Source organism: Paenibacillus antibioticophila (assembly GCF_000455265.1).
Taxonomy (GTDB): domain Bacteria; phylum Bacillota; class Bacilli; order Paenibacillales; family Paenibacillaceae; genus Fontibacillus; species Fontibacillus antibioticophila.
In genome coordinates, this window is the sequence record NZ_HG005139.1 from 1,123,904 (window position 1) to 1,147,146 (window position 23,243).

The following is a 23,243-nucleotide window of genomic DNA, read 5'->3' on the forward strand; positions in this document are numbered from 1 at the left end:
CCCTCCTACCAGTTTTTCCTGTTAAAATGCCAACATCCCGCGGCCAATAGAACGACTCCGACGGCTAGGCCGGCAAATACCCACCGCCCATGTCCAGGAATGAGAGGGGTGGACAGTGCGGGATACGTCCACGGCATGTAATGGAGGACGGGAAATGTCGAGCGCGCCAAAAACAAACTGGCCATGGAACCGGCTGCCCCCGCTCCAATCGCCATCGATTGGTTGGCAAAGACGATGGATAACCAGGTTTGGATGGAGACAAAAGCTAAAACGGCGCAAAAACAATAGAGCGGCTGTTTGACGATGATTTCGAGCGGTGCCGGTTCATGAAAAAACAGCTTCCAGAGCACGATCGTGCCCGCGATAATCAGCAATACTTCGATGAACAGCAGCAGGCATGTGACGATCCATTTGCTTAAGTAAATTTTCGGCTTCGCTATAGGTATCGTGCAGATCCGGTTCCAGACTTTCGTTTCATGCTCCGTAGAAGCAATGATACTGGTGAGCAAGGTGACACTAAGCATAAGGGTAAAAGAAAGGAAAAAGTACATCACGGACATTGTGGCATAAGCACCGCCGGGCGTTCCTCGAAAATTCATGTACCAGAACGCGCTTATCACCCCTAATAGCAAAACCGCCGCGGCGACCGGCAGCACGAGGCAGAACGTTCTCAATTTCATCCATTCCGCGCGAAGCAGCCTGATCATAAGCTTCTCCCCATGCCGGTCATGCCGAGGAAGATTTGCTCCAGTGACCGATCCCCGCCTAGCTCCTTTAGGGAGGACAGGCTGCCCTGATAAATGAGTTTTCCTTCATTGATGATTCCCACATGATCCGCGACCTGTTCAATTTCATACAATAGGTGGCTCGACACCAATACAGTCATGCCGTACATGTTTGGCATAGCGGTGATCAAACTGCGGATTTCCTGTATACCCGAAGGATCCAACCCGTTGGTCGGCTCATCAAGGATCAATAGTTTGGGGCGGTGGAGGATCGCCATCGCAATGGCGAGTCTCTGTTTCATGCCCAGCGAGTACTTCCGGACCGCTTTGTCGGCTTGATCCGTTAAACGGACCAATTCCAGCGTTTCCGCTATGCGTGACTCCGAAGCCTCCAACAAGGTGGCTGCGATTTTCATATTTTGATATCCCGACAAATGTCCGTAATAGGACGGGGATTCAACCAAGGATCCGACCTGCCTCAGAATTTCAATCCGCGCTTCGGGGAAGGGCCTGCCAAAAATCGTGATGTTCCCGCCGTCGGGCTTGATCAGTCCGAGCAGCATCTTGATGGTGGTCGATTTTCCGGCTCCATTAGGTCCCAAAAACCCGTAAACCGAGCCTTCGGGGATTTGCAAATCAACCCGGTTCACGGATAGATGATCGCCAAATTGTTTGGATAAAGCGTCTGTCTCTAGGACGTACTTTGCCATTCTCTTTGTTCACCTCTGTTCATATTCTTTCCACAGAGTAAGCGAACAAAGTAAACGTCAGGTAAACGAAATTTACCTGACGGCATCAAGCGGAAGCAGGATCGTGATGGTCGTTCCTTGGTTCGGACGGCTGTGAACCTCCAGTTCTCCCCGGTGTTCCTCGATCAAGTCTTTCACGACGAACAAGCCGATCCCCTCGTCCTTATCCTGGAGATCGCCCGGGTGGCGGCGGTCGAAACGTTGAACGACCTCGGAAGGCATGCCTACGCCATCGTCGGTTATAATGATTTGTATGTTCTGATCCGTTCTTATCTGGACGGTGATGCTCGTTTCGGGCGGGTTGTGCAATACGGCATTCATCAAAATATTTTGAACCGCTCTTTTGAGTAGCTTGGAATCGAAATAGTACGGCAATACGGAGATCTGGGATTCAAAGCTGAACTGGCAGGCAGCGGATTTGGGATTGTTGGCCGCGTCGAGCGTCAGTTCCCTCAAGAAACGGACAAGATCGCTTCTTGTCTTCAGTACCCGAGGCTTTCCGTGTTTGAACTGAAACGTTCGGATCAACCCCTCGATTTCTTGCACTTTCTGAGATAGCAACCGGAAAATGCGCTCCTTCTCCTCCTTGACCAATTCAATTTGCGGGCTAACCATCACATCGAGATATCCTTTGATGTAAGAGAGGGGGGTCTTAATGTCATGGGATACGCCCGAAATCCACTGTTCCCTTAATTCGTTGGCCTGCTCAAGTTCCTGGCGGTTGTGCTCCAGCGTGGCCGTCAATTCCTGAAGACGAACAATCATATCCTTGAAAGGGATATAGATCAGTTTAATTTTATCCTTTTTCCTCCACAGAAAAGAATACCGCTCGCCATAAAAACGGGAGTCGTACTTCCCTTCGGAGAGCCCTTTCATCCAGCCGACAACAGCGAGGGAAGGCTTGCCGATTAACCAACCGGCCGTATACATATAGAAGCCTAAAATAGAGACAAAAACCAAGACATGATAAACCTTGATATCCAGAAGTTGAAGGGCCGGGAAATATTGCATCAGAAAGATTAACACAACGGTAACGGCCACAAACCCGACGGAGATCACTAATACGGAAGCCATTAAAAATACAAGGGACAACAGCATAGAGCGTTGCACAATCGTCATTGAACATTCCTCGCTTTTTTCACCAATTTATAGCCCAGCCCTTTCATATTGACGAGAAACTGCGGTCGTCCGGGATCGGGCTCAATTTTCTTCCGGATTCTTGAAATATGGATCACCACCGTTTTTTCATCGCCTTCCTGATAGGGCCTCCACACTTTTGCATATAATTCGCTCACCGTAAAAATAAAATTGGGATGCTCGCAAAAGAAAGCAAGCAATAAAAATTCCATCGGCGCACATGAGACCTCCCGCCCTTGAACGAATAATTGCCCGCTTTGCTTGTTCAGTTGAAAATGCTCAAAATCGTAAACCGCTTTGGACAACGTTTGAAGCTTGGCCATTCTGCGCAAATGAACCTGCACTCTCGCCGCCACTTCGGTCGGGTTAAACGGCTTGGTAATGTAGTCGTCCGCCCCCAGCTCAAACCCGGTAATCTTGTGTATATCCTGATTTTTCGCGGTCAGAAACAGCACAGGCGCTTCGGTGATCGTTCTGATCCGCCGGCAAACGTCAAATCCGTCCCCGTCAGGGAGCATGACATCCAGGACGATCAGGGATACATCATGACGTGCAATGATCTCTAACGCTTCATGGGCGGTTGTTGCGGTTAGCAGATTAGGGATCCCGAATTTCCGCAACGTAAACGCCAACAGGTCCAACAAGCCCTGTTCGTCATCAACCAGTAAAACAGTTCCGTTTTCCATTTGACTCACTCCACTTGAAAAAATTCCTGCATCTACCATCATACCAGTTCCATGAATGGTTAACATAAAAACTAGCCCATCCAGGGACTATAATTCCTGGATGGGCCAGTTTCGGATTGATTATAACGGTTTTCCAAGAATGAGCGTGAAATATTCAATATTTTGGGTTAAAGTCTTTGTTTTCAAAGGAAAATTTTTGGACTTAATCGTTCATATCCCATAAAAACGCGCCATATCCTAGGTGCCAAGCTTTTTAATGGATTTCCTATTAATCTCGGGTATACTAAAAGATATAGAGATCGGATACTAGAGGAGCTGTCGGATGAAGGTAATCTTGGTAGATGATGAGCACCTGGCTTTGAATTATTTGGAGCACCAATTGCGAAAAGTATCAGAAATCGAGATCTGCGGCAAGTTTGCCGATCCATACGAAGGCAAGCGGTTTGCCTTGGCGGAGGAATTGGACGTGGTGTTCCTGGATATCCACCTGCCCGAAATCAACGGTATCGAATTGGCGGAGCAACTGCTTCAGGACAAGCCGCAGCTTAACGTCGTATTCGTAACGGCTTACGACGAATACGCGATCAAAGCCTTCGAGCTGAATGCGCTTGATTATGTTATGAAGCCGGTCCGCAAAGAACGCCTGGAGATCACCTTGCGGCGGATTCAGGAGCGCTTGGGAAGCCGGCCGCAGCGGCGGGAACCCCGTTCCGAACCTGGCGAGCCGTTAAGGATCAGGATGTTTCAGCAGCTGCAGATTGAGACCCGCGACCGCCAAATCGCTCCGGTTCGCTGGCGGACGACCAAGGCGCAGGAATTGTTCCTGTATTTGCTGCAGTATCGGGGACAGCTTGTCCGGAAATCCGCACTGATCGATTTGCTGTGGCCGGAGTACGAGCCTGGCAGGGCTTTTTCCCAATTATATACGGCGGTTTACCATATCCGAAAAACGCTGGAGCCTTTTGGCGAACACGTGCATATTTCCAGCGCTACAGACGGGTATATGCTGCACCTTGAGAACGTGAGGCTGGACGTGGAGGAATGGGAGCGATTCACCGCCTCCGGGACACCGCTCCATGAAGGCACCGTCGCTGATTATGAAGTAGCATTGGACATCTGCCAAGGGGACTATCTGCAAGATTACGAGTATTGGTGGGCGGAAAGCGAACGCTACCGGTTGAAATCGCTGTGGCTTCAAATCGCTACCCAATTGGCCGAGTGGCATGCTTCGCACGGAGGACTGGAACAGGCGCTCAAGCGGTATCAGCATATCTGTGATCGCTACCCGTTGGCGGAAGAAGCCCATTTCGCCCTGATGAAGTTGTATGCTTTGCTGGACAATCACGCCCTCGTGCATCGCCAATACCGCCGCTTGGAAGAGGTGCTGGCCGAAGAGCTCAACGAACCGCCAAGCCCTCTGATCGCCAAATGGTACCGCGACTGGTCGCTTACTCAAAAAAGCCTTCCCAAAAGCAGCGTATAGCTGCGGGAAGGCTTTTTTTTCATGCGGGGATATGAAAAGAGACCGAAGTGCCTTTGCCCGAGGCGCTGCGAATCCGCAGCCCTTCACCATAATACTGCTTGAGGCGGCGGTCCGTATTCCGCAGTCCGACCCCCTGGCCGGGGCCGGCGGAGGATTCGAAAATCAGACGCTGCCGTTCCTCGCTCATGCCGACGCCGTCGTCGCTCACACTAACTACGAAGCCTTCGGCGGAGCGGAGGATCCGGATTTCCAGCGTGCCTCCTTGGGAGCGTCTAAGAATGCCGTGATTGACGGCGTTCTCCACCAGCGTCTGGATGGACAGTGGAGGGAGCATGAAATGCAGGTCTTCGTCCAGGTCCCAGCGGACGTTCAGCCGGTCGCCGAAGCGTTCCTTCTCGATGAACAGGTAGGAGCGGACGAGCTCTAGCTCGTGCCCAACCGGCACGACCCGATCGGAATTGTGAAAGCCAAAGCTTGTACGCAGGTAGCTGCTGAACTCCTCCAGCAGCCGCTGCATTTTGTCGATGTCCATCGTGCCGAGTGCGGCGATGGAATTAATCGTATTGTGCAGAAAATGCGGTTGGATTTGGGCTTGCAGCCAGGCGGCTTCCAGGCGCAGCCGCTCCTCAATCGACACCTTCAACTGGGCTAACGCCTGTACCCGTGATCTCAACTCCCAGGCCTCAACCGGTTTGGTCACATAATCGTTGGCGCCGGACTCAAAGCCGGTGTAAATATCCTCCGGCCGATTTCGGGCCGTCAGCAGGAGAACCGGAAGCTCGGAGATAGAATAGCGGCGGCGGATATCGCGTGTCAGTTCGTAGCCCGAAACGTTCGGCATCATCACATCGGCGATGACCAGATCGAATTTTCCGCGCTTCAATAAGCCGAGCGCTTCCTCGGCGCTCGATGCGGTGACGATTTCGTATTCGGCCGGCCCGAGCAAATCCGCCAGAATTTTCAGATTGAGCGGGTCGTCATCGACTGCCAGAATGACGGGCTTGCTGCTGTTCATAAGCGGCTGCGCCGTCGGTGGATCCCGCAACTCCTCTGCGCCGCTGGCTGTTGTCGCTTCGTCAAGGACCGGCATCGTCACTGGGGCCGTATCGGCCGTCTCGCGGATGCGTTCCGCTTCTTCGGCCAGAGGCAGCGTAAAGGTGAAGACGGAGCCGCGGCCCGGAACGGAAGACACCTCCAAAGTCCCGCCATGCAGGGCGACCAGCTGCTTGCAAATGCTGAGGCCCAATCCGAACCCGCCGTCGGCTCTTATCATCGTTGACGGGCCTTGTTCATATGGCAAAAAGATGCGCCGGCAGGTCTCCTCATCCATGCCGATGCCCGTATCCTTGACGCGAATGCAGGCCATCTCGCCTTTTACGTCGGCTTCCAGGGCGATTTCGCCGCGGTCGGTGAATTTGACGGCGTTATGCAGCAGGTTAAACAGGATTTGAATCAACCGGTTCTCGTCGGCCCGGACCGGCGGGAAGCTGTCCGGGATGCCGATGCGCACGCGTATCGGCTTGCCTTCGAGCAGATATCCGAGCATTTGCAGGGTGCCCGACACCACATTTTGCAGTTTGACGTCGGAAAATTCCAGCCGAAGCGTGTTCTCCTTCAGCCGGGTCGCATCCAGCAGGTCGTCGAGCAGCCGCGACATACGTCTGGCCACGGACAGCTGAACCTCCAATTTTTGGCGCTGGGGTTCGCTCGCCGGGTGTTCCCGATCGTCCAGGACGCTTTGGGTGATGTTCATGATGCCGTGCAGCGGGTTCCTTAATTCGTGCGAGGTATTGACGAGAAAATCGTCCTTTTGCCGGTTGGCCAACTGCAGCTGGCCAGCCAGTCGTTCCGTTTGCTGGGTGGTTCGAAAAAACCGCTTGAACCAAAAAGCGGCAAACGCCAGGACGGTGAAGATCAGGTCAAACGGGTAATGCATCATGTATAGGTCAAGCCGGCTTTGGGCGATAGTCCAAACGATGTTGGTACCCAAGCTTGCGCAGGCCAGCAGCAGGAAAATGACGTCCTGCTGGTTGCGGATGGCTTTTTGCAGCTGAAAAGCCATGATCAGAACCGACGACAGCAGCACGGTCGTCAGCAGCCCCCGCTCCGTAGGGATCGTAACCCGCGTAGGAAAAATCAGCACGAACAGGGCATAACCGCCGGAAAAATAAGCAAAGATGCGAAGCAAAACGGGATGGCCGGTGTTTGGAAACATATTTTTCACCAGCGGAGGAATAAAGGAAACGACCCCGATATAGGACAGCAGCACGATTCTTACGCCGAATTCGAAGGGAAGCTGCGGAAACCACACGTAGAGCAGTTTGTCATCTGCTCCTATGACGCTAACGATGGCGCAGACGACCACGGCGGCGAAATAGAGCAGCCCCTTCCTGGGCGCTCCCAACAAATACAGCATGATCGCGTAGATACCGTGAACCAGCAGTACGGCGCACAGCAACCCCTGCAGCGCCATAGACTTCAATATGCGGCTATTCATCGCGGTTTCCGTCCCGAAATGGATCGGTTCGACAATGCCGCCATCGCCGGTATGGCTGGCTACATGAATCACGATGTCCAGCCGGGTCGCGCCGGACGGTGTCGGCACGCTATACGGCAGATACTTTGCCCGGAAATCCTGCTCCCGTTCCGCAGGATACCCTTCGCCTGCGGCCCACCGCCCGTTGACGTATACGGCGGAAGCGCGTTTGATGTCGCCTGTGCGCAGCAGGTAAGTGGAAGCTGCCGTCTCCTCGTCCATGAAGATTCGCAAACGGTAGGTTCCGAAATAATAGGAACCTTGGTGTTCTTTCGGAAAATTCTTCTGCCAAGCTCCCGGCACGGGAATATAGGTATTACCACGAGAAACGGCAGTCTCTTCTCCCGGATCCGACGCAGGCACGATCAGCTCGTCCGGGTAAAATTCCCATTCTCCTTCCAGCGGAATTGTATGGTTTGGGGGGAGACTCAAGCCCCGGAGGTCCAGAATCCCGCCCGATGCTTGCGGATAGTCGACGGTATGGTGAAATCCGAGCCATGCAAGGCGGATTCCGGAAATAGCGATAACGAAAAGCGCAATGATGAGTAATGTTTTTTTAGTTCCCATAATCACTTTACATTCGCTAAGCAGGCCTCTTTTTCCTTTTTCTTGCCCGATTGCGACAATAACAGTATGATTCCCAACCTTCGCTGCTGTCGAGAAAATGTAGAGACCCACGTGGGAAAATGGGGAGATGTAGATTGATTTAACGTTTTTTATTTGGGAGTGAACGAAATGGACATCAAGGACGGCGGATTTGACATGAATATAGTCGCGCTTTCGGCGGCAGTAGCGGTATTGGCATCGTTTTCCGCTTTGAGCATAGCGGTCAAAATAACAAAAACGCCACGAACAGACGGAAAAACCAGAGCGCTTATGTTGTGCGGCGGCGGCATGGTGATGGGCGTGGGTCTCTGGGCGGCACATATGATCAGCCTGCTGGCGTACGAACCGTACCGTGCTTTGAGATTCGAGGCCGGGGCCATCTTGTTTTCGATTGCCATTTGCACGCTTTGCTCTTTTATCGCGTTTTACCTTTTGCAGATTAAGCAAGGCAGCGGTTACGGGATTGCTGTGGGAGCTTTGACCATGGGGCTAGGATTGACGGGCATGCACTTCGCCAGCTTGAAAGCGGGCGGTGTTCCGGGCTACTCCGGAGAAGGAGGGACCCTGCGAACCGGCATCTCCGTCGATATGCTGGCGATTTACGGGATCACAGCAGCCTTGCTACTCACTTTTCTCATTTCTTGGCTGGCATGGGTGGCTGATCGCCGCATGCTGGAGCAGATGGCTTACCGGGACCCGCTTACCGGATTGTCGAACCGGAACGAAATGAACCGATATTTTGATACGTACCAAAACGAAGGCGCCCTGGGTCTTCTGTTTCTCGACCTGGATCATTTTAAGAAGGTGAATGATACGTTCGGGCATACTATGGGCGATCTGCTGGTTCAGGAATTGGGGCTCCGACTTCGCCAGTTCGTGTGCAGCGATCAGCAGGTATACCGGATCGGCGGAGACGAATTTCTGTTCATCGTGCAGCCCTGCAGCAGGGAACGGGCGGAGCGGTTGGCCGAGGATATTCTTAGCAGTATCCAGAGACCGTTTCACTTCGATGACCGCGAATGTTTCGTTACCGCAAGCATCGGCATTCGACTTGGCTCCCCCCGGGAATCCGACCGGTCTATCCTGCTGAGAACGGCGGATCTGGCGATGTACCAGGCCAAAAAACTGGGGAAAAACCGCTACTGCGTTTACGAGGAACCCGCGGATCACGCCTTGAGCGGGGATAAGCAGGGTAAGATGGCATGATGAAAGCGCGGTAATGGCATAGACTGATATACTCGCTTGTGAATAAGAAGCCGCAGTTGGCCCCGGTTGAGGGCGCTGCGGTTTTTTTGCTATTGCGCGGCACGGGGGAGGCCTGCTTGCTTTGGGGCGCCGCAATCTTTACATTCCGCTTTTTTTTGTATTTTTCCTACTCATTCCCCGCTAAATAAATGAAGCCTTTCGTAAGTATTCACCGTGATTTATCGCAGTAGCCTGCATGCTTTAAGCGGCAAGCCGGATGCACCGCCTCCGTCTTAAGACGGGGGACCAACCAGTACCTCAGCCCATATGCTCCGTCAGCTAAATCGCCTATGATAATTAAGGAATTGATAGGGGAATATGATTTCAGCTAAATCGTCTCAATCCATTCCTTAGATTAAAATAAAAATGAGGAGTGGATGGATCAATGTTGCTGCATTTATGCAAATCTTCTATGCAGGCGGCCTGGATGGTGTGGGAAAGAGGGTTCGATTGGATCTCGCGCTTTCGCGGCTCGCATACATCACACTTTGGAATTTGCAAAGTCATGATTAAGAAGCATCGGGGGGAGAGTATCGTCTGTGCGGACTCAACCATTATCAATAAAGGCGACCTGGTCGGGGAGCTCCATCTCAATAATGAAACGATCCTGGCACTGATCAAATCCGAAGGCTCAGACCGCGCGGCGCTCATGACAGCCCGGCTTACACGGAAATCCATGCAGCAAATCAGCGAGGCCTTTGCAATTCAGCCGGAGTTCAAAGAGGTGAAGGCGTTAGTCGGCATTACGCTGCTTCATCGTGGCTTGACGCATGGTCTTGGTTTTGAACAGCAGCCGATGAAGTCCGATCTGTTCCAACGCATTACAACGGCTTATCTCCGCTTGTTGTTATCCGTTATGCATCCTGAAGGCAAGAGGCGGATTAGCCGAAAGACCGAACAATTGATACCGATGATGCTGATTCACTCGCGCGGCTCGCTAAGGAACCGGTTTATGACGGTGAAGAAGCTGCCCGTTTCAAAGGAATAAGATACTAAGCGCGTCGTGAGTGGGCGAGCGGGGGAAGATAAGGAATGAATATCAACCGATTGAAAAAACAAGGAATGGAGACGGAAAGCAGAATGCAGTGGATCAGGCGAATGGATCGAATGATATTCTTCTGGTTCAACCGGCGGATTAGCAGTCGGAAGCTGGACCGATTGTTCGGATGGATTACCCATTTGGGCGGAGCTTCGTTTACGATTATTTGCGCATTGTTTCTGGTATGGTTTACCAAGGGGGAGCTTAGCAGAATCGGACTGCAAAGCTTGATCGCGCTGGCCGCCAGCCATATCGTTGCTGTCTTGATCAAGAGAAAGGTGCGCAGAGACCGGCCTTTCCGCACGCTGGAGCAGGTGAAGGTAGGCAAATACCCTTTGAAGGATTATTCCTTCCCTTCGGGTCATACCACTGCTATTTTCGCTCTGGTTACACCATTTTTGTTGGTCTCATCGCCGGCAATTATGCTGGCCTTGATGGGTCTGGCCTTATTGGTGGCTATATCGCGGATTTATTGGGGATACCATTATCCGATCGATTGTGTGGCCGGCGGGATGGTCGGATTTCTCACAGCGGTGCTGGTTGTTATGTTTATGCATAGTTGAATTTTATGAGGTGACAGTAATGGGACAAGAAGCTCGGATTTTAATTTTAACGGCCGATTACGGCGAAGGTCATCATCAGGTGTCCAAGGTGTTGCAGCAAAGCCTGATCCGCAATGGTTATAATCAGGTGACGGTTGTAGACTTGTTCCGGGAAGCTTATCCTGTAATGAACAAAATCTTTCGCTATCTGTATCGGCAAAGCCAGCATGCAGCCACCTTGGGCATTCCCTATTACGGATGGTCCTACCATCTGACCAATCGGCTCCCTATGAAGGGGAGGATCGCAACCTGGATGAACAGCCTTGGCGGCGACAGGCTCAAGGAGATCATCCTCCAGTACAAGCCGGAGGTCGTCATATATACATTCCCGTTTGGCAGCTTGCCAAGCAGGGAGGCATTATCCGGGCTCCGCCCCAGAACTGCGGTTGTCATAACGGACTTTGAGGTTCACCAAAGATGGCTGTTCTCCAAGCCAGATCATTATTTTGTCCCTGCCAGCGATGTGAAAGAGGCAATGATTCGGCAGGGAGTCCCTGAGAATCGTATTACTGTGACCGGTGTTCCGGTTAGAGACTCATTTGATAAGGCGGCAATGCGCGGCTTCGGCTCCGGCAAAGAAGCAAATGAGCAGGTGATTCTGCTTATGGCTAATGTTTGCGGCACATTGCATTCGCTATCGCGGCTCATTAGGGAGCTGCTGCTTTTGTCGGGCGTCCGAATTCAAGTGATTTGCGGCCGGCAGGAAGGGTGGAGACGGAAGCTTGCGGAGAACTGGGCGGTTGAGGCAAGGGTGGATGTAATCGGCTTCACCGATCAATTGGACGTTCTGATGAGCAGCGCCTGCTGTATCGTCACGAAAGCAGGAGGTGTTACACTATCCGAGACGATTCAGGCTGCGGTTCCGATTTTTATCCTCAAGCCGTTTATGGGGCAGGAGAAGGAAAATGCCCTGTATTTGCAGCGCAAAGGAGCGGCCGTCGTAGCCTTTACGATTCATGATCTGGTGCTGCGGATTCAAGCGATGATTTCCTCTGCGTCCATCAAGCAGACCATGATAAATGGGCTGCTTGCAGCAAGACAGGAAGCGGCTGCGGACCATATTGTCCGTCATTTGTTTCCGGAGACAAGTCCCATTAGAAGGAGTGGAATGTGATGAACGGAAGAAGTAAATTCAAGCTTTCTACTCTGACGCTATTTATGGTGCTTTTTTGCACAGAGTTTGTCAGGAGTGCTTTCTTGTTTTCGTTCCTGCCGAACTTTGCCGTCAACGAATCGGGTCATACCGTTGCTTTGGTCGGTCTTGCCGTCTCGCTTCATTATACAGCCGACACGCTGATTAAATGTGTGGCTGGATATTTGCTGGACAGGTTTTCACTGCGCTGGCTGCTGCCCGCTACTTTTGTCATGATGCTGTCCGGACTGGCCATCGTGTTCTTTAGTCCGTATGCTTGGGGCCTCGTTGCCGGTTCCGTGATGCTTGGGATGGGGGCGTCGCCGATATGGCTTATTTGTCTGGAGAAAATCCGGCTGACAGAGCGGGCGGCCCAGATGGGAGCAATATATACCGTCTGGCTGGCCAGTATTGGTCTGGGGCCGGTCACGATCAATCTTACCTTTGATTATGGCTTTGAACCTGCCTTCCGGCTGATGATTGCGCTGCTCGCCGTGGGCTGCATTCTATCGTTTGCGATTAACAGAACAACCCCCTTGCAGCTCCAGAACGTCAGCTTTGCCGAACAAGCGGCAGGATTGCGGAGAAGGCTCGTTCAGCTGAAATGGCTGCTGCCAGGCATGGTCCTGCAGATGACCGCCGCAGGACTGCTGCTGCCGATACTGCCCAGTTTTGCCGCTGACCATCTCGGCTTAAGCCAGCCGCAATATTCGCTAATGCTCATGTTGGGTGGAGCCGGGGCGATGCTGTTCCTTGTCCCGATGGGGAAGCTGGCCGATCGATGGGGACACAAGCAAATGCTGGTCGCCGGCTTCGTAGCGCTTACGGTTGTATTGACTCTGTTAGTCCTATCCATGCCGTCGCCTGCATTAACGATGCTGTTTGCCTTTATGCTGGGGTTGTCCTACTCCGTTGTGCTTCCGGCCTGGAATGCGGTGCTGTCGTATCTTGTTCCGGAGGATCAGAAGGGGACCGGGTGGGGAGTGCTCTCCGGGATTGAAGGGCTTGGCATTATGATCGGTCCGGTTATCGGAGGATGGATGGCCAGCCATTATACGAATGCTGCGGCCATTAGCATCAGCATTACTATGCTGGCAGCTCTTGCAATTTTTTATTTGATTTTGCCGCAAAGCAAGCTTGTCTCGGCTGGCGGGACTTTGCAGCATAAGAAGGAGAATGCTCATGGACGTGACCGGGTATCTTAAGATATAATGAGAACTGATGTTCTGAATTCTGGAGAGAGGGGTCCGAGGCACTTGAGTGGAGAAAGATTGAAAATAGAATCGCCTAGAATATTTCTCATAGAACCAAGTTTAACGAATGTAAAATGGTTGGCATTAATTTAGCGGGCGCAAAACAGAATGCTGGCGAGAAAAGCTTGCGTTTTCTCGCCCAAGGTGTGTAAATTGTGATTCGTATGGCGGGAGCCGACCAGCATTTGACAAGTAGGACTGTATATGCTAGTTTTGTAGCTATAATATTTATGGGGGTGGTAAGGAATGTCCAGTGACAGGAGCGATAGGTGTAGCTTCTATGATGTCTCGTATTTTCAAATGGAGTAGACCAGGTGCGTCATCAATTGTGATGAGGTGCTATTTTTGTTTGCTCTTTTAAGAAAATACGGGAGGATGTAAATGAAATGAAAACACAATCCGAGCATTATCAAACAACGGTTGAGCATTTGGCAAGCCATTATGAGCAGGGGAATTTCGAATCTGGCTTGAGTCATGCCGAAGCCAGGAAGCGTCTGAATTTGTACGGGCCGAATAAGCTGGTTGGCGAAAGAGTCCCCAAATGGAAGCTGTTCGTTCGGCAATTTAACAACATGATTATCTATATCTTGATTTTTGCCGCATTTTTGACTGTAGTCATGGGGCATATCTCAGATGCCATCATTATTGGCCTCGTGGTCGTCATTAACGCCCTGATCGGCTACTATCAAGAAGCCAACGCCTCCGACGCGCTTGAGAAGATCAAGGGAATGCTGTCCACTCAGGCAACCGTATACCGGGATGGCGCCCGAATCGATATTCCTGCCGAGGAATTGGTTGTTGGGGATGTTGTATTTCTCGAAGCTGGCGACAGCGTGCCTGCGGATTTGCGGATCGTAGATGCCGATAACTTAAGAATTCAGGAATCTGCCTTAACGGGAGAAGCTGACTCCGTTGAGAAGGTGACGCAAGAGCTGACAGCGGAAAATGTTGCACTGGCAGATCAAATAAACATGGCATTTGCTTCCACATCTGTAACGAATGGCAGCGGGCTGGGCGTGGTCGTTGCAACAGCCGAGAACACGGAAATAGGGAAAATTTCCATGGAGGTTCAAGGGGTACAGGAAAGAAAGACCCCTTTGATGAAAGAAATTGACGGTTTGGGTAAAGGTGTTTCTTATGTCGTCATTGGTGCGGCCGTAGTTCTCTTTATCATGGGGTTGTTCATGGAAATCTACTCCTTGTCTGTTCTTTCATTAGCCGTAGTGACCATGGTCGTTGGCTCTATTCCTGAAGGCCTTCCCGCTACAACCTCAGTCATATTGGCGATGGGCGTAAGCGACATGGCGAAGAGAAAGCATACGATCGTCAAATCGCTTCCAGCCGTTGAAACTTTAGGGTCCGTTGACATCATTGCGACAGACAAGACGGGAACCCTGACGAAAAATGAGATGACCGTTAAAGACATTTATATAGATAACTATCACTATGAAGTGACAGGGGACGGCTACAAGCCGGAAGGGGAAATCAGAGAGTTCGGTGAACCCGTTGAATTGAAGCCTCGGCTGCGGCTGTTTCTGGAGGCCGGTTACGAAGCCAACGATACCTTGCTCCTGCATGAGCAGGACACCTGGTCCTTGAATGGCGAGCCTACGGATGGCGCCTTCCTGACTTTGTATCATAAAATTTTTGATTATAGGCAAGAAAGCCAATATATCGAATTGGATATGCTTCCATTTGACTCCGATTACCGGTATATGGCTAAGCTGGTTATGCATAAAGAGTCCAGGCAGAAGCTGTTGTTTATTAAAGGTTCCCCAGACAAATTGTTTCCGATGGCCAGCAAGTGCGATGAGGGCTTTGATCAGAACAAGTGGAATCGGATCGTCCGGGAGCTTTCGCTCCAGGGAAAGCGCGTCGTTGCTGTCGGGTATAAACACTGCCCGGATGATATGGAAGAGATTAGTCATGAACTGCTTCACTCGGGAATTCAATTCCTGGGCGTAGCGGGAATCATCGACCCTCCGCGCGAGGAAGTTATTGATGCGTTGAAGGTGATGCGTCAGGCAGGCGTTGAGGTCAAGATGATTACAGGCGATCATCCGCTCACGGCCAAGACGATTGGCGAGAAGCTGGGGCTGGCCGATGAAATACAAGTGATTACGGGGCCGGAGTGGGATCAGCTATCCGCAGATGAGCAGAAGGAAGCTGCATTGAAGCATCAGGTGTTTGCCCGAACCACGCCTAAGAACAAGCTGGAGATTGTCTCCGCGCTTCAGGCAAGCAAGAAGGTTACCGCTATGACAGGCGATGGCGTCAATGATGCCCCGGCGCTGAAGAAAGCGGATATCGGCATAGCCATGGGGATCAAGGGGACCGATGTGGCCAAGGATTCTGCCGATATGATTTTGGCTAATGATAACTTTGCAACGATGTCTGTAGCTATTAAAGAAGGGCGCCGCATTTATGATAATATCAAGAAGAGTATTCTCTTCCTGCTGCCAACCTCTTTTGCAGAAGGATTAATTATTGCCTTTACCATTTTGATGCAGCAAAGTATGCCGCTTCAAGCATCCCAGTTGCTATGGATTAACATGGTGTCCGCCATTACGATTCAGTTTGCCTTTATTTTTGAACCGGCTGAAGAGGGAATTATGAACAGGCCGCCGAGAAGAACGGGCGGGGCGCTGATGAGTAAGCATGATATTTTTCAGATGGCTTACGTTTCGGTTCTGATGGCTATCGTTAGTCTGATCGCTTATGATTGGCTTATATACATGGGGGCTGATCAAGCTATAGCCAGTACGATGATGGTGAACATTATCGTGATGAGCAAGATCTTCTATCTGTTTAATATTCGCACTTCCAGGCTGGCCTTCTCTTCTTCGTTCTTTACTAATCCGAAGGCATTTTTGATTATTGGAATCATGATTTTGCTGCAACTGATTCTGACTTACGCACCGTTTATGCAGGGAGCTTTCCATACCGCTTCTATGACGCTGGTGGAGTGGGCGATTGCTGTTCTGTGTGGATTGATCGTACTTATCGTTGCGGAAATTGACAAATTCATTCGCCTGCGTCTGCAAGCAAGGAAAAAAGGCGAAATTAGAATGCGGCAAGAAGCGCGTCAGCGCACCGTTACACAATCTTCTTCCGAATAATGAACAGCTTCTGACACACCTCCTGGACACATTGGGCAGCCTTCGGGTTATCCAATGAGCTGGGAGGTGTTTTTTTGTCGGAGGCGATAGCCGTGCTTTACATTCTGACGATCGTCAGAAAAAATGATGAAGGCACTTATCAGAGATGGAGGTAACAGCAAGATCACGCTGTCCAGCAGCAACCTTATGTTCTTGCTTTCGGGAGTCTTGTACGGTTTCGGCTTCGGGGCGATCTTTCCGGCCTTGCAAACCGGAAACGCCGTCTTCTCAATTTTCACCCATCAGCTCTTGGCTAAGCCGCATAATCTCCGGCGCCAGCTTCTCGCGTTGTTTTTTCGTGATGGATTGGAACAACGGATAGGCCAGAGCTACGCCCGCGAGACCGATAAGCCCGATTACGATGCCCGGGACCATCAGGGTGTCTTCCCAAACCATCGTACAGCTCATTCCAAGGCCAAGGAGCAGCGCGCCGACCGTACCGACCAGAATCGAAATGAAGGTTCCACGCGATTCGGCGCTTTTATCCAGCCTGCGCAGTTGTTCCATCTTATTTTCTTCCTTAGGGATATACTTCTGGCGAATGCTTTTGACTTCCTCTTGTTGTTTTGCGGAATACATGTAGGTGAAAGTTTTGTTATCATCATCCATGTCTATAGCCTCCTTTAAATTATAAATTTATTTTAGAAAGCAGTTATTTAAATCATGATGACGTTATGTTTCGGAATGATTTAGTTGAAGTTTTTTTAACGCACGTTTGGCGCGAACCACCATAAACACGGCCATAGCGATTACGGTCAGGCTGACGCTTGTGCCGGTTATGCTATTCATATATCGGCGCAACAAAGGGTCCTCGCCGAACTGGGTCATCATGGCCGACTGCAGAGCCAGAATGGACATCAATGCCCCCGCAACGCTGAGCATTTTGGCTGCGGACAAAAGAGGGCGATCCATTTTGCGGAATTTTACCATATTGATGATGGCCACGGTTAAATTGTAAAAGGCATACAAGGCAAAGGCGTAGATAGCCAGGCCCAGGGAATGAATTCCCTTGTTTTTCTCGATCATCTGAACCATCATACCGACCATGGCAATATTCAGCGCAAACAGCAACCGGCCCGTCAGCCGATAACGTTGCAGTTCGTGCGCTATTTTCTCCTCATCCGTTTCCAGCTTTGACTTCATCTGTTCACTCCGCAGCAGAAGGAAGCGCATGAAGCTCAAGATAATATGGTAGCTCGCTACGGCGGCAAACCAGAGAGAGGTATAAATCCAGCTCGCCAGAACATGGAAAACGGCAAACAGCGAATTGATGAACAGTCCTTGATAAAGGGAGATTCTCGCCCGAAGTCTGGCGTCGCTCAAGTAGCGTGAGATCAGCGGATTTTGGCGGATGATGAAGCTCATCCTTCGTCCTCCGTTTGTGGCAGCCACGATAAGGACGACCAGAGCGTAAGCGGAGATTCCGTAGGAAATATAGGTCAAGGGTGTATCAGTCCGCTCCCTTGAAAGGGTGAAAACGGTCAATCCGACCGCAAATATCACGAGGACTATCGTCCACATCATACCGGGTCGAACCCACCGGGACAGGACGTCTTTAATTCGTTTCATCACTGGTTCTCCTTAGCTTCACAAGGAATGTGCTTCCTTTTCCCGCTTCGCTCTCCACCCTAATCTCGCCGTCGACAATATCAATGACCCGCTTGACCAGCGCAAGCCCAAGGCCGTTGCCTTGCGTCGCACGCGAGGGATCGCCTTGATAGAATTTCTCAAAGATATGCATTCCTACCTCCGGGCTCATCCCGCAGCCTGTATCCGAGACCTTAACCACAACCCAGTCTTCATCCGCCGTCAAACTGACGGTAATTTTGCCATGCGGTTCGGTAAACTTCAGAGCATTGGAAAAAAGGTTGTTCCACACCAGCGTCAAAAGCTCCGTATCCGCTTCAATCAAGATGTCTTCTTCAATGCTGGTATCGATTTCCAATTCTTTCTCTTCCCAGATATTTTCAAACCCCAACAGGCATCCGGACAGCTGCTCGCCGAGGTTGAATTTTTGGACATCCGGGAAAATCTCCTGATTCTCCAGCTTGTTCAGCTTCAAGATGTTAGTGATCAAATCCGACAGCCGGCGGGAAGCCGAGGTGAGCGTCTTGGCGTACTCTATTCTTTTCGATTCCGGTAATGCGGGGGCTTGCAGCAAGGTTGAATAATTTTGGATCACGGCCAGCGGCGTCTTCAGTTCGTGGGAGATATTCGCGATGAAGTCCGCGCGTAACGTTTCGATCCCGGAGAGTTCCTTCGCCATCCGATTGAAATTTTCGATGATCATATCGAATTCATTTCTGCTGTCCGATCCATGAATCGTCCGGATTCTTGCTTTGAAATCGCCCTGCGTGATGCGGCGTGTGGCTTCCAGAATTCGTTTTACGGGAAGCTCTACGGTATATTTTCGGCGAATCCCGTCAAGCAAGCCAAAAAGCAAGCTAAGGAAAATCACATTCCCGAAGGTCCTTAGCGCATTTTGCCGGACTTCCGCCTCCGAAATATCCATTCCGGCGAAAAACAGCAGGAAACTGCAACCGACCACATATGAGATCACCAGGAAAAAGATCAGATAATTCCACCAGGAAAACAGGCTGCGGGTCGTTAGTTTGCTTAGTTCCTTTCCTTTCACTTCAACACCGCCTTGTATCCCAATCCATGCACGGTGACGATTTCGAACTCGCTGCATTCGGAAAATTTATCCCGCAGTTTTGTCATATACACGTCCACGGTTCTGGGGCTGGAGGAGGTCTCGGAATCCCAGAACTCGTCCATTAATTGGAGGCGGGTAAAGGTTTTCTTTGGATAGGCCAGCAGTTTGTACAACAGGTTGAATTCCCGTACGGTCAAGGGAATTTCCTCTTCTTTTAAATAGGCAGTATGTTCTTCGGCATCCAGGATCAGATTTCCGATTTCCAGCCGTTTGCTGGACGCGATCTTCGCTCTGCGCAGCAATGCGCCAATACGCAGCAGCAATTCATCCAAATCGATCGGCTTTACCATATAGTCGTCGATTCCCGCACGAAATCCCCGTTGTTTGGAGGCAAAATCATCTCGCGCCGTTATAAAAAGGATCGGGATCTCTTGATTCAGCCCCCGGATGGTTTCGGCAAATTCAAAGCCGTCGATCTCGGGCATCATGATGTCGGAGACGATCAGATCGAATAGATTGCCATACATGGTGTCGTAGGCTTCATTCGCGTTAAGACACCCTGCAGCCTGATATCCGTTCTGATTTAAATAAGAGCAGATAGCGTGATTCAACTCTCTATTATCTTCGGTAACTAATATTTTGAACATAGGATAAGCCTCCCCATGAAATTAATTTTATTATAACGGAGAGTTGTTAAAGTTATGTTGTTGTTTGCTTTTAGCATTTTATAAACATTTCTGAAGCAATTCATAAACAACCCCTTGGTAAGGTAGGATATGTAATTTCATTCCGAGATAGGAGAGGAGATTTATATTTATGAAAGAGACAATTTATTTGCTGACTGGTGCCGCCGGATTTTTGGGCAACAACATTTCCCACCAGCTTGTTTCCGAAGGAAAAAAAGTGCGTGCGCTGGTATTGAAAGGCGATCCTGCAGTGAAATACGTGCCGAGTGAAGCGGAAGTTGTGTTTGGTGATCTGACGGATTTGAATTCGTTGAAAGCTTTCTTTGACGTCCCTGAAAACCACGAAGTCATCGTGATCCACTGTGCCAGCCTCGTAACGACTTCTCCCGAGCCGAGCCCAAAAGTATACGACGTTAATGTAACGGGGACACAGAACATCGTAGATCTGTGTGTGGCCAAGCAGGTGAAAAAGTTGGTGCACGTGAGTTCTACCGGGGCCATTCTTGAAGAGCCGCATGGACAGGTCATCCGGGAGCCGGAACAGTTTCACCCGGACCAGGTAGTCGGCTATTACGCAAAAACCAAAGCGATCGCGACGCAATATGTTCTGGAGGCGGTGCGGAACAAAGGCCTGGATGCCTCGATTGTTTATCCTTCGGGAATAGCGGGGCCGAATGACAGTGCCTTTGGTCCATTGGTGAGGTTTGTAATTCGCTATTGCCGGGGAGAAATTCGCGTAGGAGTTGACGGATCTTTCAATGCTGTAGATGTTCGCGACCTTGCGGACGGCATCATTGCATGCACCGAGCAAGGACGGCGGGGAGAAGGATACATTTTGAGCAATGAGATGGTGCCGATGCGGAAGATGTTTGATCTGATCAGCGAAGCCAGCGGTGCCGGACGGGTCGAAACCATTCTGACGCCGGAGCAGATGCAAGCCATGTCGCAGGGAAGTATGGTCGAGTCCGAAGGCGGGTCCAATCTGGAGGCTTTGAAATTTGAAATCTATAACTTAACCCGGAATAATCAGTTTTCATCCGAGAAAGCGGAGCGTGAGCTCGGCTTCCACACGAGACCGTTTGAGGAAACGATTGCAGATACAGTAGCATGGCTTCGCAGCGAGGGAGAAATCTAAACCATATGAAAATGCGGCCATTGAGGCATCCAGAGCAGGTGAGCAGGGAAGAGGGTTTGCTGTCGTGGCTAATGAAGTGAAGAAGCTGGCCGAACAATGTTCATCGGCTATCAACAATATTGATTCGGTCGTAAATAGAATCAGAGTCGTTTTTAATCAATTATCCTCAAGCTCCCAAAAGGTTTTGGATTACATCAGCACGGGTGTTACATCTCAGTTCGAACTGTTGCTTCAAACGGGTGCAGAGTATGAACGCGACGCAGAATCGATCTCTAATCTATCAATCGAGGTAGACGGTTGCGCCAACTCTGTAACGGTTCGATGGAGCGACAAAATGATTTATCTGTGCAGTTAAAAAAATCGGTGGGCCAGTTCACTTTTTCGTAGCTATTGAAAGATTGAATCCTCTGAGCGCACCACCTACAATGAAATAAGCTCGTGAATTTGTCCTTGAGACAGCTTTGAACAAGGGGCGGTCCAGGTTGAAACGGCTGAAGAAAACAACCTGGGGGGAACGGAGTGTTCTCTTCCGCTTGTTGTCAGCCGGGCAAAAGCGGCGGGCGGTGAGAATATTGCTCTAGTAGAGTGTTAGAGTGGAGGCGGATCATGAAGCAGAACAAATATGACGACTCGTCTTTTTTTACGAAGTACAGCCAGATGAACCGCTCCGTTCAAGGCCTTGCCGGCGCGGGGGAATGGTCGGAGCTGAAGAAGCTTCTGCCTGATTTCAAAGGGCGGCGAGTGCTTGATCTGGGCTGCGGTTATGGCTGGCATTGCATTTACGCTGCTGAGCAAGGGGCGGAATACGTGCTCGGAACGGATATTTCCGAGAAAATGCTTGAGGTGGCGAGCGGCAAAACAGCTTCTTCTGCCGTGGAATACCGGAAATGCGCGATGGAGGAATTGGAGCTGGACAATGAAAGCTTCGATGTGGTGATCAGCTCGCTGGCTCTGCATTATATCGAGGATTACCGGGCACTGGTTGAGAAGATCCACGGTTGGTTGACTGCGGGCGGCTCATTCGTATTTTCTGTGGAGCACCCTGTATTTACGGCTGAGGGAACGCAGAACTGGCATTACGATAAGAACGGGGAAATTCTGCATTTTCCTGTAGATAACTATTATTATGAAGGGAAGAGAAGTGCGGTTTTTCTTGGAGAGCCGGTCGAAAAGTATCATCGAACGTTAACCACTTATTTAAGTGTCTTAGGGAGAGCGGGCTTTAAGCTTAACCGTATCGTGGAACCTAAGCCGCCTGAAGACATGATGGGGCTTCCCGGTATGAGGGATGAGCTGCGGCGTCCAATGATGCTGCTAGTGTCGGCTGAGAAAGAATAGGATTAGGGCAACAAGGAATTAATGATTGTGAGCTCCCCATAAGATAGACAGGCGAAATGATAAAGCCTAGCTGTCTTATGGGGAGTTTTTCGTACGATCAAGGGTCATTTCACTAGGAGGGAAATCAGCCTCAATAAATCAACTCAATATTAAGCTCCGCCAATTTGCGTACCCAAGGATCGGACGGCGCTTGATCTGTAACCAGATAATCAACCCGCTCCAATTCGCTCAGTACGGTAAAGGCCACTTTATCGAACTTGGTATGGTCGGCGAGAAGGATGACCTTGTCGCATTGCTTGAGCATGTACTTTTTCAACTCGCATTCAGGCTCGTTGGATTCGGTAATGCCCTTGTCCAGATCAATGCCCTTGCAGCTGATGATCGCCTTATCTACGTTGTATCTTTGGAGGGTGTGATGAGCCACCGGACCGACCAGGGACAAGGAGCGCGGTCTCAGGTTGCCGCCGGTGGAGACAATATTCATTTCTGATCCGGAGAAATCATTCAAAATATGTACGGAATTCGTGATCACGGTCAGGTTGTTCTTATTGGTTAGCAGCTTTAGCAATTCAAATGAGGTGGAGCTTGGATCCACCATCAAGGTATCGCCTTCATTGATTAAATCCATCGCCTTGATGGCGATGCTCTGTTTGATATCGGTATTCATGATATTGCGGGCGGTAAACGGAAGATCCTCATTCGTATGCCGGTTCAGCATGGCGCCTCCGTAGGTCCGGCTTACAATGCCTTCCTTTTCCAGCTTCTCAAGATCACGCCGGATCGTCTCTTCGGTGACCTCAAACATGCGGCTGAGAACCGATACTAGCACTCTCTTTTCCTGATGGGCTAAATCTATAATTTTCTTTCGTCTTTCGGCAGCTAACATAATTCTTCCTTTCTGCGAAACCGCAATGGAGGAGTTGGTAGTACAAGCTTTTCCTATTAAGTATGGAATAATAATTCTGTGTTTGCAACAAAAACAAAGGGTTTCGCTATAAGTTGAACGGCGAACGCTTACGACCTTATGCTTCCGAAGCAGCATTCCTGCAGAAAGCTTTCACTACAGCACACTTCACT

The 23,243-nt window shown here is 50.5% G+C and carries 19 protein-coding genes and 1 pseudogene; 10 read left to right on the top strand and 10 right to left on the bottom strand.

Annotated features, from left to right (window positions below):
• Positions 1–5: 5 nt before the first annotated feature.
• The 4 genes from TX85_RS04930 to TX85_RS04945 all read right to left on the bottom strand — a co-directional run bounded on the left by TX85_RS04930 (position 6) and on the right by TX85_RS04945 (position 3,297).
• Positions 6–707 (bottom strand): ABC transporter permease, encoded by a 702-nt coding sequence (locus TX85_RS04930; protein WP_044477995.1) that lies wholly within the window; start codon positions 705–707, stop codon positions 6–8.
• Positions 704–1,435, bottom strand: a complete 732-nt coding sequence (locus TX85_RS04935; RefSeq protein WP_044477996.1) for an ABC transporter ATP-binding protein — start codon at positions 1,433–1,435, stop codon at positions 704–706. Before TX85_RS04935 ends, TX85_RS04930 begins: the two co-directional genes overlap by 4 nt.
• A gap of 72 nt (positions 1,436–1,507) precedes the next feature.
• Entirely contained in the window at positions 1,508–2,593 is a 1,086-nt protein-coding gene (locus tag TX85_RS04940; protein WP_044477997.1) for a sensor histidine kinase, read from the bottom strand.
• Complete coding sequence (locus TX85_RS04945) at positions 2,590–3,297, bottom strand: response regulator transcription factor (RefSeq protein WP_044477998.1); 708 nt, start codon at positions 3,295–3,297, stop codon at positions 2,590–2,592. The genes TX85_RS04940 and TX85_RS04945 overlap by 4 nt, the downstream gene beginning before the upstream one ends.
• Positions 3,298–3,619: 322 nt before the next feature.
• On the opposite strand from TX85_RS04945, the gene TX85_RS04950 reads away from it, so the two are divergent.
• Positions 3,620–4,780 (top strand): response regulator, encoded by a 1,161-nt coding sequence (locus TX85_RS04950; RefSeq protein WP_044477999.1) that lies wholly within the window; start codon positions 3,620–3,622, stop codon positions 4,778–4,780.
• Between the two features lie 19 nt (positions 4,781–4,799).
• Here the strand turns inward: TX85_RS04950 and TX85_RS04955 are convergent, their stop codons facing one another.
• Positions 4,800–7,883, bottom strand: a complete 3,084-nt coding sequence (locus TX85_RS04955; RefSeq protein ID WP_044478000.1) for an ATP-binding protein — start codon at positions 7,881–7,883, stop codon at positions 4,800–4,802.
• Positions 7,884–8,051: 168 nt separating this feature from the next.
• Between TX85_RS04955 and TX85_RS04960 the strand changes: the two genes are divergently transcribed.
• The 6 genes from TX85_RS04960 (at position 8,052) to TX85_RS04985 (ending at position 16,312) form a co-directional block, all read left to right on the top strand.
• Positions 8,052–9,128, top strand: a complete 1,077-nt coding sequence (locus TX85_RS04960) for a diguanylate cyclase domain-containing protein (RefSeq protein WP_049894798.1) — start codon at positions 8,052–8,054, stop codon at positions 9,126–9,128.
• A 424-nt stretch (positions 9,129–9,552) separates the two neighbouring features.
• On the top strand, positions 9,553–10,155 hold the full coding sequence (locus TX85_RS04965; protein ID WP_044478001.1) for a YkoP family protein: 603 nt from the start codon (positions 9,553–9,555) through the stop codon (positions 10,153–10,155).
• Between the two features lie 92 nt (positions 10,156–10,247).
• Entirely contained in the window at positions 10,248–10,769 is a 522-nt protein-coding gene (locus TX85_RS04970; protein WP_081671729.1) for a phosphatase PAP2 family protein, read from the top strand.
• 19 nt (positions 10,770–10,788) lie between these two features.
• Positions 10,789–11,922 carry an MGDG synthase family glycosyltransferase gene (locus TX85_RS04975; RefSeq protein ID WP_044478002.1) on the top strand — a complete coding sequence of 378 codons (1,134 nt, stop codon included), beginning with the start codon at positions 10,789–10,791 and terminating at the stop codon, positions 11,920–11,922.
• Entirely contained in the window at positions 11,922–13,145 is a 1,224-nt protein-coding gene (locus TX85_RS04980; protein WP_233500612.1) for an MFS transporter, read from the top strand. Before TX85_RS04975 ends, TX85_RS04980 begins: the two co-directional genes overlap by 1 nt.
• Positions 13,146–13,579: 434 nt before the next feature.
• Positions 13,580–16,312, top strand: coding sequence for an HAD-IC family P-type ATPase (locus TX85_RS04985; protein ID WP_044478004.1), 2,733 nt, complete (start codon positions 13,580–13,582; stop codon positions 16,310–16,312).
• A gap of 267 nt (positions 16,313–16,579) precedes the next feature.
• Here the strand turns inward: TX85_RS04985 and TX85_RS04995 are convergent, their stop codons facing one another.
• From TX85_RS04995 to TX85_RS05010, 4 genes are all read right to left on the bottom strand, one after another.
• The gene (locus TX85_RS04995) at positions 16,580–16,960 is read right to left on the bottom strand and encodes a hypothetical protein (protein ID WP_044478006.1); all 381 of its coding nucleotides are present in this window, start codon (positions 16,958–16,960) and stop codon (positions 16,580–16,582) included.
• Between the two features lie 63 nt (positions 16,961–17,023).
• Complete coding sequence (locus TX85_RS05000; RefSeq protein WP_044478007.1) at positions 17,024–17,920, bottom strand: hypothetical protein; 897 nt, start codon at positions 17,918–17,920, stop codon at positions 17,024–17,026.
• A complete protein-coding gene (locus tag TX85_RS05005; protein ID WP_044478008.1) occupies positions 17,907–18,986 on the bottom strand; it encodes a HAMP domain-containing sensor histidine kinase in 1,080 nt (359 codons plus the stop codon). The genes TX85_RS05000 and TX85_RS05005 overlap by 14 nt, the downstream gene beginning before the upstream one ends.
• Positions 18,983–19,654, bottom strand: a complete 672-nt coding sequence (locus TX85_RS05010) for a response regulator transcription factor (RefSeq protein WP_044478009.1) — start codon at positions 19,652–19,654, stop codon at positions 18,983–18,985. Before TX85_RS05010 ends, TX85_RS05005 begins: the two co-directional genes overlap by 4 nt.
• Positions 19,655–19,823: 169 nt before the next feature.
• Here TX85_RS05010 and TX85_RS05015 point away from each other — a divergent pair, with 169 nt between their 5' ends.
• The 3 genes and pseudogenes from TX85_RS05015 to TX85_RS05025 all read left to right on the top strand — a co-directional run bounded on the left by TX85_RS05015 (position 19,824) and on the right by TX85_RS05025 (position 22,166).
• Complete coding sequence (locus TX85_RS05015) at positions 19,824–20,828, top strand: NAD-dependent epimerase/dehydratase family protein (protein WP_044478010.1); 1,005 nt, start codon at positions 19,824–19,826, stop codon at positions 20,826–20,828.
• Positions 20,829–20,838: 10 nt separating this feature from the next.
• Positions 20,839–21,183, top strand: a pseudogene (locus TX85_RS05020) (methyl-accepting chemotaxis protein); the annotation flags it as partial.
• A 251-nt stretch (positions 21,184–21,434) separates the two neighbouring features.
• Positions 21,435–22,166, top strand: coding sequence for a class I SAM-dependent methyltransferase (locus TX85_RS05025; protein WP_044478012.1), 732 nt, complete (start codon positions 21,435–21,437; stop codon positions 22,164–22,166).
• 130 nt (positions 22,167–22,296) lie between these two features.
• Here TX85_RS05025 and TX85_RS05030 read toward each other — a convergent pair whose 3' ends face one another.
• On the bottom strand, positions 22,297–23,052 hold the full coding sequence (locus tag TX85_RS05030) for a DeoR/GlpR family DNA-binding transcription regulator (RefSeq protein WP_044478013.1): 756 nt from the start codon (positions 23,050–23,052) through the stop codon (positions 22,297–22,299).
• Positions 23,053–23,243: the final 191 nt, after the last annotated feature.